General features: G+C 54.3%; 15 protein-coding genes. 11 read left to right on the top strand and 4 right to left on the bottom strand.

Annotation, left to right across the window (positions count from 1 at the left end; translation table 11 throughout):
* Positions 1–10 precede the first annotated feature (10 nt).
* The 6 genes from uvrC to trhO all read left to right on the top strand — a co-directional run bounded on the left by uvrC (position 11) and on the right by trhO (position 6,797).
* A complete protein-coding gene (gene uvrC, locus C7445_RS06375) occupies positions 11–1,843 on the top strand; it encodes an excinuclease ABC subunit UvrC (protein ID WP_134159259.1) in 1,833 nt (610 codons plus the stop codon).
* Positions 1,844–2,019: 176 nt separating this feature from the next.
* Positions 2,020–2,646 (top strand): succinate dehydrogenase cytochrome b558 subunit, encoded by a 627-nt coding sequence (locus C7445_RS06370; protein ID WP_134159258.1) that lies wholly within the window; start codon positions 2,020–2,022, stop codon positions 2,644–2,646.
* Positions 2,647–2,699: 53 nt separating this feature from the next.
* Positions 2,700–4,460 (top strand): succinate dehydrogenase flavoprotein subunit, encoded by a 1,761-nt coding sequence (gene sdhA, locus C7445_RS06365; protein WP_134159257.1) that lies wholly within the window; start codon positions 2,700–2,702, stop codon positions 4,458–4,460.
* Entirely contained in the window at positions 4,457–5,230 is a 774-nt protein-coding gene (gene sdhB, locus C7445_RS06360; RefSeq protein WP_134159256.1) for a succinate dehydrogenase iron-sulfur subunit, read from the top strand. Before sdhA ends, sdhB begins: the two co-directional genes overlap by 4 nt.
* A 77-nt stretch (positions 5,231–5,307) precedes the next feature.
* Positions 5,308–5,772, top strand: a complete 465-nt coding sequence (locus C7445_RS06355; RefSeq protein ID WP_134159255.1) for a hypothetical protein — start codon at positions 5,308–5,310, stop codon at positions 5,770–5,772.
* Positions 5,773–5,861: 89 nt separating this feature from the next.
* Positions 5,862–6,797, top strand: coding sequence for an oxygen-dependent tRNA uridine(34) hydroxylase TrhO (trhO, locus tag C7445_RS06350; protein ID WP_134159254.1), 936 nt, complete (start codon positions 5,862–5,864; stop codon positions 6,795–6,797).
* On the opposite strand, the gene C7445_RS06345 is transcribed toward trhO, so the two are convergent.
* The 4 genes from C7445_RS06345 to C7445_RS06330 all read right to left on the bottom strand — a co-directional run bounded on the left by C7445_RS06345 (position 6,760) and on the right by C7445_RS06330 (position 10,399).
* Positions 6,760–8,187 carry an MFS transporter gene (locus tag C7445_RS06345; RefSeq protein ID WP_134159253.1) on the bottom strand — a complete coding sequence of 476 codons (1,428 nt, stop codon included), beginning with the start codon at positions 8,185–8,187 and terminating at the stop codon, positions 6,760–6,762. The two genes, trhO and C7445_RS06345, sit on opposite strands and share 38 nt — an antisense overlap.
* A 149-nt stretch (positions 8,188–8,336) precedes the next feature.
* Positions 8,337–9,068 (bottom strand): GntR family transcriptional regulator, encoded by a 732-nt coding sequence (locus C7445_RS06340; protein WP_134159252.1) that lies wholly within the window; start codon positions 9,066–9,068, stop codon positions 8,337–8,339.
* Positions 9,069–9,180: 112 nt separating this feature from the next.
* On the bottom strand, positions 9,181–9,576 hold the full coding sequence (locus tag C7445_RS06335; protein ID WP_134159251.1) for a hypothetical protein: 396 nt from the start codon (positions 9,574–9,576) through the stop codon (positions 9,181–9,183).
* Positions 9,566–10,399, bottom strand: a complete 834-nt coding sequence (locus tag C7445_RS06330; RefSeq protein WP_134159250.1) for a sulfurtransferase — start codon at positions 10,397–10,399, stop codon at positions 9,566–9,568. The genes C7445_RS06335 and C7445_RS06330 overlap by 11 nt, the downstream gene beginning before the upstream one ends.
* Positions 10,400–10,646: 247 nt before the next feature.
* Here C7445_RS06330 and C7445_RS06325 point away from each other — a divergent pair, with 247 nt between their 5' ends.
* The 5 genes from C7445_RS06325 (at position 10,647) to C7445_RS06305 (ending at position 14,312) form a co-directional block, all read left to right on the top strand.
* Positions 10,647–11,825, top strand: a complete 1,179-nt coding sequence (locus C7445_RS06325; RefSeq protein ID WP_166669031.1) for a MalY/PatB family protein — start codon at positions 10,647–10,649, stop codon at positions 11,823–11,825.
* Positions 11,826–11,961: 136 nt separating this feature from the next.
* Complete coding sequence (locus C7445_RS06320; protein ID WP_006446718.1) at positions 11,962–12,189, top strand: helix-turn-helix domain-containing protein; 228 nt, start codon at positions 11,962–11,964, stop codon at positions 12,187–12,189.
* A 143-nt stretch (positions 12,190–12,332) separates the two neighbouring features.
* Positions 12,333–12,767 carry a MarR family winged helix-turn-helix transcriptional regulator gene (locus C7445_RS06315; protein WP_243835007.1) on the top strand — a complete coding sequence of 145 codons (435 nt, stop codon included), beginning with the start codon at positions 12,333–12,335 and terminating at the stop codon, positions 12,765–12,767.
* An 80-nt stretch (positions 12,768–12,847) separates the two neighbouring features.
* The gene (gene murI / locus C7445_RS06310; RefSeq protein WP_166669030.1) at positions 12,848–13,693 is read left to right on the top strand and encodes a glutamate racemase; all 846 of its coding nucleotides are present in this window, start codon (positions 12,848–12,850) and stop codon (positions 13,691–13,693) included.
* Between the two features lie 16 nt (positions 13,694–13,709).
* Positions 13,710–14,312 (top strand): non-canonical purine NTP pyrophosphatase, encoded by a 603-nt coding sequence (locus tag C7445_RS06305; RefSeq protein ID WP_243835006.1) that lies wholly within the window; start codon positions 13,710–13,712, stop codon positions 14,310–14,312.
* Positions 14,313–14,318: the final 6 nt, after the last annotated feature.

The following is a 14,318-nucleotide window of genomic DNA, read 5'->3' as shown; positions in this document are numbered from 1 at the left end:
GGGTGATGGCATGAACCAAATGATCCGCGATAAACTGGAATTGCTGCCACAGCGCCCAGGAGTGTACCTGATGAAGGGCGGTAAAGGCGAAATCCTGTATGTCGGGAAGGCGAAGGTGCTGCGCAATCGCGTTCGCTCATACTTCACGGGGTCGCATGATCGCAAGACACAGGCTCTGGTGTCGAACATCTGTGATTTTGAGTACATCGTCACAGATACGGTTGCAGAGGCCTTGGTCCTCGAGTGCAACTTGATTAAACAGCATACCCCGCCATACAACATCATGCTGCGGGACGACAAGACGTATCCGTACATCAAGTTGACCAACGAACCGCATCCCAGGCTGCAAATCGTACGGCGCGTCAAGCGCGATGGAGCCAAGTATTTTGGCCCTTACCCGAGCGCCACATCCGCGCAAGCGACGAAGAGGTTGTTGGATCGCCTCTATCCGTTGCGCAAATGTAAAACACTGAAGAAGCAGGTGTGTTTGTACTATCACATTCAGCAATGTCTTGCACCGTGCGAATATCCGGTCGACGCTGCGCAGTACCAGGAGATGACCAAACAAATTACGCATTTTTTGAATGGTGGTCATCGAGACGTTGTGCGGGATTTGATCGCGAAAATGGAGGCTGCGGCGGAAGCGTTGCAATTTGAACGCGCCTCCGAACTGCGCGATCTGATCCGGCACATCGAACAGGTCATGGAAGAACAAAAGATGACGACGACGGATCGCGTCGATCGCGATGTGTTCGGCTATGCGGAAGATAAAGGTCTGTTGAGCATTCAGGTGTTTTATGTTCGCAGCGGCAAGGTCATCGAACGCTCCGTCGCGATCATGCCGCACTATGACGAACCATTGACCGACTTCATGTCGTATGTCGAACAATTCTATCATGAACGGGCCGATTTGCCTCAGGAAGTGTTGCTGCCGGACGGTGTACCATCAGAAGCGCTGGAGATGGTGCTCGATGCCAAAGTCGTTCAACCCAAGCGTGGACCGAAACGAGATCTTGTCGATCTCGCTTGTGAAAACGCCCGCCAAGCACTCTCAGATAAGATTCAGTTGATGGAGAAGAATATGGATCGCACCTTGGGGGCTGTGATCGAGTTGGGCAACGGGTTGGCGATCGCGACGCCGCGCAGGATTGAGGCGTTTGATAACTCAAATATCCAAGGTGCGGACGCGGTCGCGGCCATGGTCGTGTTTATCGACGGCAAGCCGGCGAAGTCAGAGTATCGTAAGTACAAGATCAAGACCGTTTCCGGACCCGATGACTACGAGTCCATGCGGGAAGTGATTCGCAGGCGGTACACGCGGCTGCAGCGTGAAGCCAAGCCTTTGCCGGATCTCATCGTAATCGACGGTGGGCGTGGGCAACTGGCGGCCGCTCTGTCTGTCATCGAAGGGGAATTGGGCCTGGATGTACCAGTTTGTGGCTTGGCGAAAGACGACAGACATCGCACCAGCCAGCTTTTCTTTATGGATGAAGAGAGTCCCGTCGCATTGGATCGCCACAGTCAGGCGTTTTATTTGTTGGAGCGCATTCAGGACGAGGTGCATCGGTTCGCCATCGAGTTTCACAGACAGCAACGCAGAAAGACAGGATTTGCATCCGTTCTCGACGACATTCCAGGCGTCGGTCCGGAGCGAAAAAAGGCGCTGCTGCGCAAATTTGGGAGCCTCAAAGCCATGGCCGAGGCGGATTTGGACGATTTTCGGGGACTGGGTATTGGTGACAAATTGGCTGGCGAGATCGTCATGCGGTTGCGCGCGGTACTGGATGAGCGAAGTCAGAAGAACATTCGACAAGCTTCTTCTTCTAAGGCACCGCTTTCTTGATTCTGCGATGGCCAATCATTACAATTTAAAAAGTGCAAAGCAGGTTCGAGAACCGAATGCGTTCCCTGGAATCACATCGGCTCGGCGAATCTGAATTCTATACCCTATCCGGAGGGGCAGCCGCATCAGGCTGCCGGTACATAAGAACTGGCTAGGAGTCGAAGGGAGGAACCTTTGTGGCGGTGGCCCAAGCAGCGCACAAAAATCGGGAATTTCTGTGGCGGCGTTTGCATACGTTGTCCGGCGTGATTCCGGTTGGGCTTTTCCTGTTGGAGCACCTGTTCACAAACGCGACAGCACTGCGCGGTCCGGCGGCGTTTAATGACGCAGTCGACGCGATTCAGACGCTGCCGCTACTGCATTTCATCGAGTTTTTCTTCATCTTCCTGCCAATCACCTATCATGGGGTATTCGGCCTGTACGTCGCATTTGTGTCGGGGTACAATGCGAATCGGTTTTCATTTGGCCGCAATATCCTGTTCGTGTTTCAGCGGGTGACGGGCGTCATTACGTTCGTGTTTATCATTTTCCACCTTTGGACGACGCGGTTTTCCGGGAATGCACCAAACTTTGACATGGTGCACAATCTCGTTAGCAACCCGGCCTACTTCTGGTTCATGATCATTGGCGTGGTCGCCGCGACGTTCCACTTTGCCAACGGTCTCTGGTCGTTCTGCATCCACTGGGGCATTACCGTGGGCGCTCGGGCACAGCGGATCACCGCATGGGTCACGTTGATTGTGTTTGTCGTGCTCGCGGGCATGGGCGTGGCGTCCATCATTGCGTTCACGCATTCCGCATGAGCTTGTAAGGATTTGAAACGAGCAGGAACCACGGAGCATGGGAGGGATTCTGCGTGGCTAATCAGACAATCATTGTCGTCGGCGGCGGTTTGGCCGGGTTGATGACAACCATCAAGATCGCCGAGGCCGGCGTACCGGTTAAACTGTTCTCCCTGGTGCCTGTCAAGCGCTCGCACTCAGTGTGTGCACAAGGCGGTATCAACGGCGCGGTGAATACCAAGGGTGAAGGCGATTCGCCGTGGGAACACTTTGACGACACGATTTATGGTGGCGACTTTTTGGCCAACCAACAACAGGTCTTAGGCATGTGCGAGGCGGCCCCAGCCATCATTCACCTGATGGATCGCATGGGCGTTATGTTCAATCGCACGCCGGAAGGATTGCTCGACTTCCGCCGCTTTGGCGGTACCAAACACCACCGCACAGCGTTTGCCGGCGCCTCGACAGGTCAACAGTTGCTGTACGCGCTGGACGAGCAGGTTCGTCGTTACGAAGTGGCTGGCTTGGTCGAAAAATACGAGGGATGGGATTTCCTCGGGGCCGTACTGGATGACGAACAAGTTTGCCGCGGCATATGTGCCCAAGATCTGCGTTCCATGGAAATTCATTATTTCAAAGCCGATGCAGTTGTCATGTGCACCGGTGGTAATGGGCTCATCTTTGGCAAGAGCACGAATTCTATGATCAACACCGGGTCGGCGGCATCGGAACTGTATCAACAGGGCGTGAAGTACGCGAATCCGGAAATGATTCAGGTTCACCCGACGGCCATTCCGGGAGACGACAAACTCCGTTTGATGTCGGAATCGGCTCGTGGTGAGGGCGGCCGCATCTGGACATATAAAGACGGAAAACCATGGTATTTCCTCGAGGAGATGTACCCTGAATACGGTAATCTCGTGCCTCGTGACATTGCAACGCGAGCCATCCATAAAGTCTGCGTCGAGATGGGGCTTGGCGTAGATGGGCAGAATCAGGTCTATCTCGATTTGTCGCACATCCCTGCCGACGTCTTGAACGTGAAATTGGGTAACATTTTGGATATCTACGAGAAGTTCGTAGGGGACGATCCGCGCAAAGTTCCCATGCGCATCTTCCCGGCGGTACATTACTCGATGGGTGGGCTTTGGGTCGACATCGATCAGATGACAAACATTCCAGGATTGTTCGCGGCGGGCGAAGCGGACTTTCAGTACCACGGAGCCAACCGTTTGGGTGCGAACTCCTTGTTGTCGTGCATCTACGGCGGCATGATTGCCGGGCCGAACGCTGTTCGCTATGCGAAGAATCTTCGCAAGGCTACAGATAGCTTGCCGGAGTCGTTGTTTGAGTCGTATCGCAAGAAATATGAGGACGAGTTCGAGGGGATCCTGCGTATGGAAGGTGACGAAAATCCATATCAGATTCACCGCGAACTGGGCAAGTGGATGAATGACAACGTGACGGTCGTGCGTGTCAATGAGCGTCTGCAAAAGACTGATGAAAAGATTCAAGAACTGCAGGAACGGTTCAAGCGGATCAACATGTCCGACCGATCGCGCTGGGAGAACCAAGTGGCTCAGTTTACACGTCATCTGAAGAACATGCTGATTATGGCGCGGGCGATTACCCTGGGTGCTCTCAACCGAAACGAAAGCCGGGGTGCACATTACAAACCGGAATTTCCGGATCGCGATGACGAGAATTTCTTGAAGACCACCATTGCGGAATTTACACCCGATGGACCAAAGCTTTCGTATGAAGCCGTCGATGTCTCCCTGATTAAGCCACGCTTACGCAATTATGCGGTCAGCAAGGAGGCGACCAAAGAATGAGCACGGCAGCCGAAACGATGGAAACCACGCGCACGGTGCATTTGATCATTGAACGTCAGGACAGCCCGGAATCCGAGCCGTACACCCAAGAATTTGTCGTCCCATATCGTCCCGGTATGAACGTCATCGCCTGTCTCATGGAGATTCAGCGCAATCCTCGCAATAAACAAGGCGATCCCGTGGCACCTGTCACCTGGGAAATGAACTGTCTCGAGGAGATCTGCGGCGCGTGTACCATGGTCATCAACAACAGGCCACGGCAAGCGTGTTCGGCGCTCGTCGACAAACTCGAACAGCCCATCCGCATCCGCCCGATGCGCACATTTCCCGTCGTTCGCGATCTTGTGGTTGATCGAAGCCGCATGTTCGATGCATTGAAGAAGATAAAAGCATGGGTTCCTATCGATGGCACGTACGATCTCGGCGCCGGACCGCGGATGTCCGAACGGGATCAGCAGATTGCGTACGAACTGTCCCGCTGCTTCACGTGCGGTGCTTGTGTTGAGGCGTGTCCCAATGTGAATGACAAAAATTCCTTCATCGGGCCGTTTGCCATTTCTCAAGCGCGTCTTTTCAACATGCACCCGACTGGGGCGATGCACAAAGAAGACCGACTCGAAGCGCTGATGGGCGAAGGCGGCATTCACGAATGTGGCAATGCCCAGAACTGTGTGCAAGTGTGTCCGAAAGGTATTCCACTCACGACGTCGATCGCGGCCATGAACCGACAGGTTACGTATCATGCACTTGGCGCCTGGCTGCGTAAATGATGTGAAGCATTGCCCTGGCCTCGGCTTGCTGTCGGTGGCCAGGGCAGTGCCTTGATTTTCAAGCGGGGGGTTCGCCGATGAATACTCAGGCGCAAAGGCGTCGGCAACAGGCGAAGACACGGGGATTTATCACTTTGGTTGTGGCGCTGTTGATCCTCGGTTTTGGGAGCTACTTCTTGCTGCGTCCGACCATCGATAACCAGACGAGTAATACGCCGGTCAATACTGTGCGTCGGTTTATCGGTTTTGTCGAGTTGAAGGAGTTTACACAGGCTCGCAATCTGATGACGCCAACATTCCAAAACACGCCCGGCTGGCACGCTTCGTTGTACAATTTGTACGTTTCGCTCGATCCGGCGGAGACATCGTATGCACTCACAGGTCAGCAAGGTGACATTGCACAAGTTCAGTTCTCCAGTGAACAAGGTGGCGTCTTGTATCTGAAAAAGATCAATGGCCGCTGGTTGATCATGAGCCCAAATGAAGTTGACCAATCGCTCGGCAGTGGTGCGTCTCCAAGTGCTTCATCTTCTGCGCAATAAACCGAGTGATCTGTTTTTCAAAAGATTGGCCGGGGTTCCGAGGTGGGCCTCGGCTTTTGCCGTGTATATGACGTGGAGGAGGGATTTGCATGTCATACGAGATTTTGCTGTTCTACAAGTTCATCCCGATCGACGATCCAGAGGCTTTGGTTGCAGACCAATTGCACTTGTGTGAAATGTTGGGCCTGCGTGGACGCGTGATCGTCGCCCACGAAGGTATCAATGGTACGCTGTCGGGGCCGAAGCGGGCAACACAGGCTTATCGGCAGTTCATGCACCGTGACGAGCGCTTTGCCGACATGGTATTTAAGGTCGATGAAGCCCCAGGCCACGCGTTTCCGAGGTTGTCTGTTCGACACAAGAGCGAGATCGTTCACTTTGGCGTCGAAGATCAGATTCATCCCTGGGAATTGACGGGGAAGCGGCTCTCGCCGAAAGAATGGCATGATATGTTGCAACAGGAAGATGTGGTCGTGATCGACGGGCGAAACGACTACGAGTATGACATCGGGCATTTTCGCAATGCCATTCGCCCAGACATTCGTACATTTCGCGAATTTCCCGAATGGATTGCAGAGCACAAGGACGAATGGAAGGGCAAGAAGGTCCTGACCTACTGCACGGGCGGCATTCGCTGTGAAAAGCTGTCGGGCTATCTCCTTCGGGAAGGCATTGATGAGGTGTACCAACTTGATGGCGGCATTGTCACATATGCCAAAGACCCAGAAGTCAAGGGTCATCTGTTCGATGGAAAGTGCTATGTGTTTGATAACCGGATAGCTGTTCGGATTAATCAAACTGACGAGGATCGCGTGATTTCGCGCTGCAGTCACTGTGGCGCGCCGTGCGATCGCTATATCAACTGCGCATATCTCGACTGCCATCGTCAGCATTTGTGTTGTTCCGGATGTGAAGTGGAGCGGCATGGTTTCTGCACACCTGAGTGCGAATCCAAAGCTGTTGCTAAAGACAGAGTCGATCCGCTGTTTAAGCATCTGTTGACGACGGAGCTGGCACAAGGCTGAGAATGAGTGCCACCAAAGCGAAGGCGGCGGCGACTGTGAAACTGCCGCGGTATGCCGTTGCCACGGCATGCCGACCCAATGCCGCTGTCAGCAATTCAACGCTTAATCCGCCTATCGTGACACCAACCCCCATGCCGAGTGTGCGTGACATATTCAGGATTCCGCCAGCCACGCCGAGGTCGTGTTTCGGCGTGGCATTCATGACACGGGCATTGTTGGCAGGTGTGAACGCCCCCACGCCACATCCGATGCAAAACAGGCCACAAAGAAAGATGGGTGTACGATACGCGTAGACCGTGAGCAATACACACCCGACACCTGCCGCCGCCATACCGACTGCGGCGACACGTTGTTGTGACCATCTGTCCGCCAGCCGTCCGGCAAATGGCGTGCAGAGTGCCATGCCGATGGGGAGCGTGGTAAGCAAAAGACCCGCGGTGGCGGAGGAGCGATGTTCGATATGGACGAACCAGTATGGTACCAACAGCGTGATCGCGTACATGACGCTAAAGGCTAGAATGGAACTCAGATTGCCGAGCCAAATGAGCCGACGCTCGATGTATGCAAGTGAAATGAGCGGCGAGCGATGTTTTCTTTCCAGCGCCACAAAAAGAGCCCCGAAGAGGACAATCCCCAGTACGATACATGCCGTTACGACCATGGAGCTATGTGGCCGAAAACCTTCCTTCAATACGTACATGGTTGCGACCAGCATCACAGCCAGTGTGATAGCGCCGGCCCAATCAAAGGTGATCTGTTTCTCACCGTCGCGATCGCGCGGCAGACAAAGAATGGCCGACACGATGCCGACAATCCCAACGGGAACGTTCATATAGAAAATGAGGCGCCAAGAACCCAAGTGCGTCAAAATTCCACCCAATAGGGGACCTAGGCTTAAGCCTAGCCCTTGCGCGAGTGCTTGAAAGCCGATGGCTTGACCGCGGCGGCTTGTGTCGGTCGCGGCAGTGATGATGGAAACGCTGTTGGCTTGTAGCATGGCCGCTCCGATTCCTTGCAGTACACGAAAAGCGAGCAGAGACGACAGGCTCCACGCCGCACCACATAGTGCAGAGCCAATCAAGAACACGCAAAAGCCGAAGGTGTACATGGGCCTTCTGCCCAAGATATCGGACAGTTTTCCGAAAGTTACAATACACGCTGCCAGCGCGAGTAGATAAATCAGGCTAACCCATTCGATCTGAGCCATCGTCGTTCGAAACGATTGCTCAAGCTTGGGTAAGGCGATACTGATGATGCTCGCATCAAGGGCCGCCATGAATGCGCCTAGGCAAACGGTACCTACCACAAACCAGACGCCATGAGGGCTGGAGGCGATGAGCTTGAGGGGAAACCGATGCCAGATGGTATGACGCTTGACATATGACTGCACGCAACGTCACCTGCCATGTGCGGGTGGTCCAAGGGAGTAGGTCAGCCCGCCAATTCTATGTTCGCTGTATACAAACTTGTTATGACATCATAACAAGTTTCATTCAACACGACCATTGTAGCGAAGGTCGTGTATTTTGTATAGGCAAATCAGTCCGTGTGGCGAAGGAGATTGAGGTGAAGGCGATATCGAGAGGCAGGGTAGCGCACCTGTGAATACTCGACGGCAGCGCCGGATTCGTCGCGCGTAATGCGTTCGATGGCGAGGACAGCAGCGGGCGGTTCAAGCTGAAAGACGGTGCAGTCCGTTTCATCTGCAAGTTCTGCTGAAATGGTTTGATTGCCTGAATTGATGCGCACGCCGTTTTGTTCAAAAAATCCGTAAATGTAATTGTATGCTAAGCGTTGACTGATTACCTTGGCGAGATCGATATGGAAAGGTGGTACGATATAGGACGTTTCGCGAAAGTAGCAGAGGTCGTCGACGTGTGCCGTTCGTTCGACGTAGAGGATGCGTCGGCCTGCACTTTGGCGCAGGATGTGGGCGACGTCCTCGGGACACTCTCGTTCTTCTAAGCGATTGAGAACGATATGTACCTCGTATCCCGCCGCTCTCAGTTCTTCCGCAAAACCGTACAGAGTGGTGGCCGTCGAATGAAATGCCTGTTCTGCCACATACGTACCTTTCCCCTGGCGGCGAATGACAAACCCCGAACTGACCAAATCGCCGACGGCTTGACGAACCGTCGTGCGGCTGACCGCAAACAAGGAGGCCAGTTCCGCTTCCGACGGCAGTTGTTGACCAGGCTCCCATTCTCCGGTGCGAATTTTCGACAGTAACTCGGCCTTCAATTGTTTATAAAGCGGTACGCTTTCGCGCATGAGAAACTCGATCCTTTCTGGGGCGAGTATGATATCACTGCCGCGATCCTTGTGCGGCCGGATATACGTAACGAGGAAGCCGCGGCCTGAGCCAGAGGCTTCCCCGAGTACTCTACCAATTTCGGATTGGACCGTCATCAATACAGCCAGGGCGAATGACGCCGCGGACAAAATTTTCACTGAGCGGCAATGTCAGACTATATTGTAGCCAGTGTGTTTGCTCCTCGACCGGAATTCGGTGCACCCAAGCTTGCGCAGGGATATGTATATACCGGTCGTCTTCGCCGCTAATGCCAAAGTCGACGCTCCAGCCGCCTTGCTTGCTCAACCTGCCAGACGTGTCAGTACGAATGATGCGGAAGCCGTCGCGTCCGCGATACGCATCTAACACGTTGGCGTCAAAAAACAATTGCGCTACATCTGGTTTCTGTTTGGATGTCATCGCTTCGAGCAAGCGCTTCGCCGCCGAAAGTGCAGCAGCGCGATAGAGAGTGTGTTTATCGTTCAATGGGCACCCCTACCATGCTGCCCCATTCTGTCCACGAACCGTCGTAATTCTTGACGTTTTGGAAGCCAAGTAACTCGCGAAGGACGAACCAGGTGTGCGAAGACCGTTCGCCAATGCGGCAGTATGCGATGACCTCTTTATCTGGGGTAACCCCGACTGATTCGTACAGTTGCTTGAGTTCAGCTTCAGACTTAAAGGTGCCGTCTTCGTTGACAGCCTTGCCCCACGGCACGTTTACAGCGCCCGGGATGTGACCGCCGCGCTGAGCCGTTTCCGTCATGCCAGGAGGTGCGATGACTTCACCCGTAAACTCCTGTGGGCTGCGGACGTCGACCAAGGCAACATTGCCCTTGTTCAGCGAATTCAGGACGTCGATTTGACGTGCGCGAATCGATGTATCGAGGTCGCGGTTCGGAATTGGGTATTGGGTTTTCGCACGAGATGGAACTTCCTTTACCAATTCGCGGCCCTCAAGCTCCCACTTTTTGCGGCCTCCGTCCATCAGTTTGACGTTTTCGTGACCGAAGAGTTTTAATTGCCAATAAGCGAATGCAGCAAACCAGTTGTTGTTGTCACCGTACAGGACGATGAGGGTGTCTGGCGTCGCCCCGCTGTCGCTCAACAACTCCGCCCACTGTTGTGGGTTCAGAATGTCGCGGCGAACTTGGTCATTCAACTGGGTCGTCCAGTTCCACGCGATGGCGCCTTGAATGTGGCCGCTCTCGTATGCGCTCGTGTCGACATCGACTTCGACCAGAAGCACGTTGGGATCATCTTTGTGGGCAGCTACCCACTCTGTCGTGACAAGAACATCCTTTGCCATGGTACGACCTCCTCGAAAGTTGGAACGTAGAGGTGGTAAACCCGAAAACCTTGTTTTCCGACCCCTTAAATTAAAATTAGAGAATGTCGCGTCAATACGCAAGAGGAAATTCTCCATTTTTCTACTTATTCCTTCCGACAGCAAGCTCTTATCCTGTGCTGGCTTGTGATAGAGTAGATGTGTTGTTGCATGAACCGCCGGTTGCAGATGGATCGCACCATGTAGGCGGGTGAACGGAGGATTTGGCGTGTCATACAATTTTGATCAGGTCATTGATCGGTGGAATACCGCAGCTTCGAAGTGGGATTCGTTGGATTCTAGATTTGGCCGTACGGACGTGCTGCCCATGTGGGTTGCCGATATGGACTTTCCGTCGCCCCCGTCCGTGCAAGAGGCGTTGATGCACCGCGTTCAGCATGGCGTTTATGGCTATACAATGAAGTCGAAATCCTATGTAGACAGCATTGTGTCTTGGATGAAGCGCCGGCACCAATGGGTCATTGACCCAGCCTCGATCGTCCCCGCGCCGGGCGTGGTACCGGCCTTGTCCGTGATCGTCCAGGCCTTCACGGAGCCCGGGGAAGGCGTGTTGATACAGCCGCCTGTGTATCATCCGTTCAAGCGAACGATCGCCAGTTGGCATCGAACCGTGATCGAAAATCCGCTTGTGGAACGAAACGGCCGCTACGAAATCGACTTTGCAGACCTTGAGGAGAAGGCGCGCCAGGCCAAGGTCATGTTTTTGTGCTCTCCGCACAATCCGGTAGGCCGCGTCTGGACAGAGGAGGAACTGAAGCGGATCGGCGAGATCTGCATGCGTCATGATGTGCTGGTTGTGGCAGATGAAATTCATTCCGATCTCGTCTTTGCGCCACATCGGCACATTCCGTTTGCGTCCCTTGATCCTGTCTTTGCGGCTCGCTCCATTACGTGCGCGGCTCCGAGCAAAACGTTCAACCTGGCAGGACTGAACACGGCATACATCATTGCGGAAGACGACGATTTGCGGCGCAAGTACCAATCTGCGTCGGCTCGCGCTGCGATGGCGGAACTCAATGTGTTTGGCGTTGAAGCCATGATTGCGGCTTATAACGACGGCGAGAATTGGTTGGACGAACTGCTTCGTTACCTGGCGGGAAATCTCGATGTCATGGAGTCGTTTTTGCAACAAAACGTCCCCGAGGTGCGGATGTTCAGACCAGAAGGAACCTATTTGGTGTGGCTCGATTTCCGTGCGCTAGGGTTAAGTCCAAAGGAACTCGATCAGTTCCTCATCGAGGAGGCGCACCTTGGGTTGAATGAGGGCCACCTGTTCGGCAGGGAAGGCGAGGGTTTCCAACGCATGAACATTGCTTGTCCGCGCGCGTTGCTGGAACAAGGACTACATCGACTGGCGAAGGCCGTAGACGCTCGCAGAAAGGGCTAAGGTAAGGGTTGCGGCTTGGCGTGATCGATTGCCAATGCCCATCCCGGATACTCCCCGGAACGCTCGCTTGCCGGGTGTCATACTATACCTTGACTGTATCCCGCTCTTGTATCACTCGACAAGGAGGGATAAGGGGATGGCACCTGCCAAGGACGCGCGCGTAAAATCGCTGCTTACAAATCGGGAACGGGAGGTGTTTGAACTTCTCGTTCAAGATAAGACGACCAAAGAGATCGCCGGGCAGCTGTTCGTCAGTGAGAAGACGGTTCGCAACCACATCTCCAATGTGATGAAAAAGCTGAACGTCAAAGGCCGGTCGCAAGCGGTTGTCGAATTGGTTCGATTGGGTGAGCTTGTGATTTGATCCGAACACCCCTACGTGTGTAGGGGTGTTCAGCGTCTTATTTGCCAGCCTCACACATGTCGAGATTTGTCCGTTGACCGTCGAAATTGGCAAGTGGTACTATTTACAGGACGCAAGCATGGACGGGATGTGGACAAGGCTTGGTGGAGTTTAACGAGTATGTTGAAGAAATTGAAAAGTCGCTTCGCTTAGTGGCAGCCGCTGTCCGTCGCAAGGGACGTGTTCTGTTAAGGGAACACGATATCACATCGCCGCAGTTTGACGCCCTCATTGCGCTCAACAACGAGGGTGAACTGACCATTGGCGAGTTGTCGTCCAAGTTGTATCTGGCATATAGCACGACGACCGACTTGGTCGATAGGTTGGAAAGAGCGGGCTACGTGTGCCGGCAGCGGGACTTGGTGGATCGACGTGTTGTACGGGTTCAACTGAAGCCGCCGGGTGCACAGATTATTGAGGACGTGTTACGCGCCCGTCGCGCCTATTTACATACCATTTTGATCCATGTCGATGTTTCGACACGTAAGACCATTTTAGACGCACTCGAATTGCTTCTAACGAATATGGCTAATCAGTAGGCCCCAGCCTACGGTTCATCATCGGCCGTATCGCTTGGCGCATATCGACACCGGAGATCAGCGTGAGGAGTGCACATACTTTGGAAACATCGCGGCTGCCCATAGGTGTGTTCGATTCGGGGATTGGCGGTTTAACGGTGATGCGAGCAATACAGCAGCGCTTACCGCATGAATCGGTCATTTATTTTGGAGATCGCGCTCGCTGTCCGTATGGAGACCGTCCGCCCAAGGAAGTCGTTCGTTTTTCGGAAGAGATTGCAGATTACCTGTTCGCGATCGGAGTCAAGCTGTTGGTCGTCGCGTGCAATACGGCCACAGCAGTCGCCCTGCGCCATCTGCAGGAACGCCTACCGATTCCTGTCGTCGGCGTGATCGCACCAGGAGCTGCTGCGGCAGTTGAGACGACGCGCAATCGCCGTATCGGCGTGATTGGCACTTCTGTGACCGTTGCCAGCCATGCCTATCAAGAGGCCATCTGTGCGATTGCACCCGACATCGCCGTGCATGAGTTGGCCTGTCCGCTGTTTGTGCCGCTCGTGGAACGGGGGCAGTTGGAGGGAGATCACGTAGAAGCCGTCGTCAAGCAGTCGCTCAAACCCTTGGCGGGCAGTGGCATTGACAGTCTGGTGCTCGGTTGTACACATTACCCTCTCCTTGCGCCGGCCATTCGGCGCGTGATGGGAGCCGCGGTGCAGGTTATCTCGTCGGCGGATGCGACGGCCGACCACGTGGCTCGGTTGCTTGCGCAACTGCATCTTCTCCATGTCGACGCCGGTAGGCCCGAATATCGATACCTCACGTCGGGCGATCCAGCCAGTTTGAAACTGGCATTGGCCAACTGGTTTGCCGAACCTGTCGCAGCCACGGTGGTGGAGCACGTCGACGCGCCGATCGTCCTCTCGATCCAGCATATGGCGAATCCATGAGGAAGGCTTGGTTATCATGAAGTTGTTCATCGCAACAAAGAATGCGCATAAGGTCGAGGAATTTCGCCTGCTGCTGGCGGGTGTCCCGGTTGACCTGCTACCTTTGCCGGTTCAATTGCCAGAAGCGCCTGAGACGTCGACGACGTTTCTCGACATTGCACGGGAAAAGGCTTTGTTTTACGCGCGGGAACTGGATGCGGTAGTGCTCGCGGACGATTCCGGCTTGGTGGTTCCAAAACTCCATGGTGAGCCGGGCATCTACTCGGCACGGTACAGCGGGAAGCACGGCGACGATGAGGCGAACAACGAAAAGTTGATTGCGCGCCTCCATGAAAATGGCCTGTCGTGCGCAGAGGCGTACTTCACATGTGCGGTTGCGATCGCGAACGTCGACGGTATCATTGGCGCTGTCGAGGGGCGAGTGACTGGCACGGTGTACGACTTTGCACGCGGCGCTCGTGGTTTTGGCTACGATCCGCTGTTTGCACCCGTTGGCGAAGTGCGTCGCTTCGCAGAAATGTCCATGGAAGAAAAAGCTGCCTACTCCCATCGCGCGAAAGCGGTGGAACTCGCGCGGCCTATCTTGATATCGATAGCGGGATCGACTAAACTATCATAGGTGGAG

The organism is Alicyclobacillus sacchari (assembly GCF_004366795.1).
GTDB classification, from domain to species: Bacteria; Bacillota; Bacilli; order Alicyclobacillales; family Alicyclobacillaceae; genus Alicyclobacillus; species Alicyclobacillus sacchari.
Note: the sequence above shows the minus strand (reverse complement) of the source record. Positions and strands in the feature narration are given on the sequence as shown.

What these genes read in the sequence shown, in the direction of transcription:
- uvrC (WP_134159259.1), top strand. Translation starts at nt 11, where the DNA reads ATGAACCAAATGATCCGCGATAAACTGGAATTGCTGCCACAGCGCCCA.
- sdhB (WP_134159256.1), top strand. Translation starts at nt 4,457, where the DNA reads ATGAGCACGGCAGCCGAAACGATGGAAACCACGCGCACGGTGCATTTG.
- C7445_RS06355 (WP_134159255.1), top strand. Translation starts at nt 5,308, where the DNA reads ATGAATACTCAGGCGCAAAGGCGTCGGCAACAGGCGAAGACACGGGGA.
- C7445_RS06330 (WP_134159250.1), bottom strand. Translation starts at nt 10,399, where the DNA reads ATGGCAAAGGATGTTCTTGTCACGACAGAGTGGGTAGCTGCCCACAAA.
- C7445_RS06305 (WP_243835006.1), top strand. Translation starts at nt 13,710, where the DNA reads ATGAAGTTGTTCATCGCAACAAAGAATGCGCATAAGGTCGAGGAATTT.
- C7445_RS06340 (WP_134159252.1), bottom strand. Translation starts at nt 9,068, where the DNA reads ATGCGCGAAAGCGTACCGCTTTATAAACAATTGAAGGCCGAGTTACTG.
- C7445_RS06320 (WP_006446718.1), top strand. Translation starts at nt 11,962, where the DNA reads ATGGCACCTGCCAAGGACGCGCGCGTAAAATCGCTGCTTACAAATCGG.
- trhO (WP_134159254.1), top strand. Translation starts at nt 5,862, where the DNA reads ATGTCATACGAGATTTTGCTGTTCTACAAGTTCATCCCGATCGACGAT.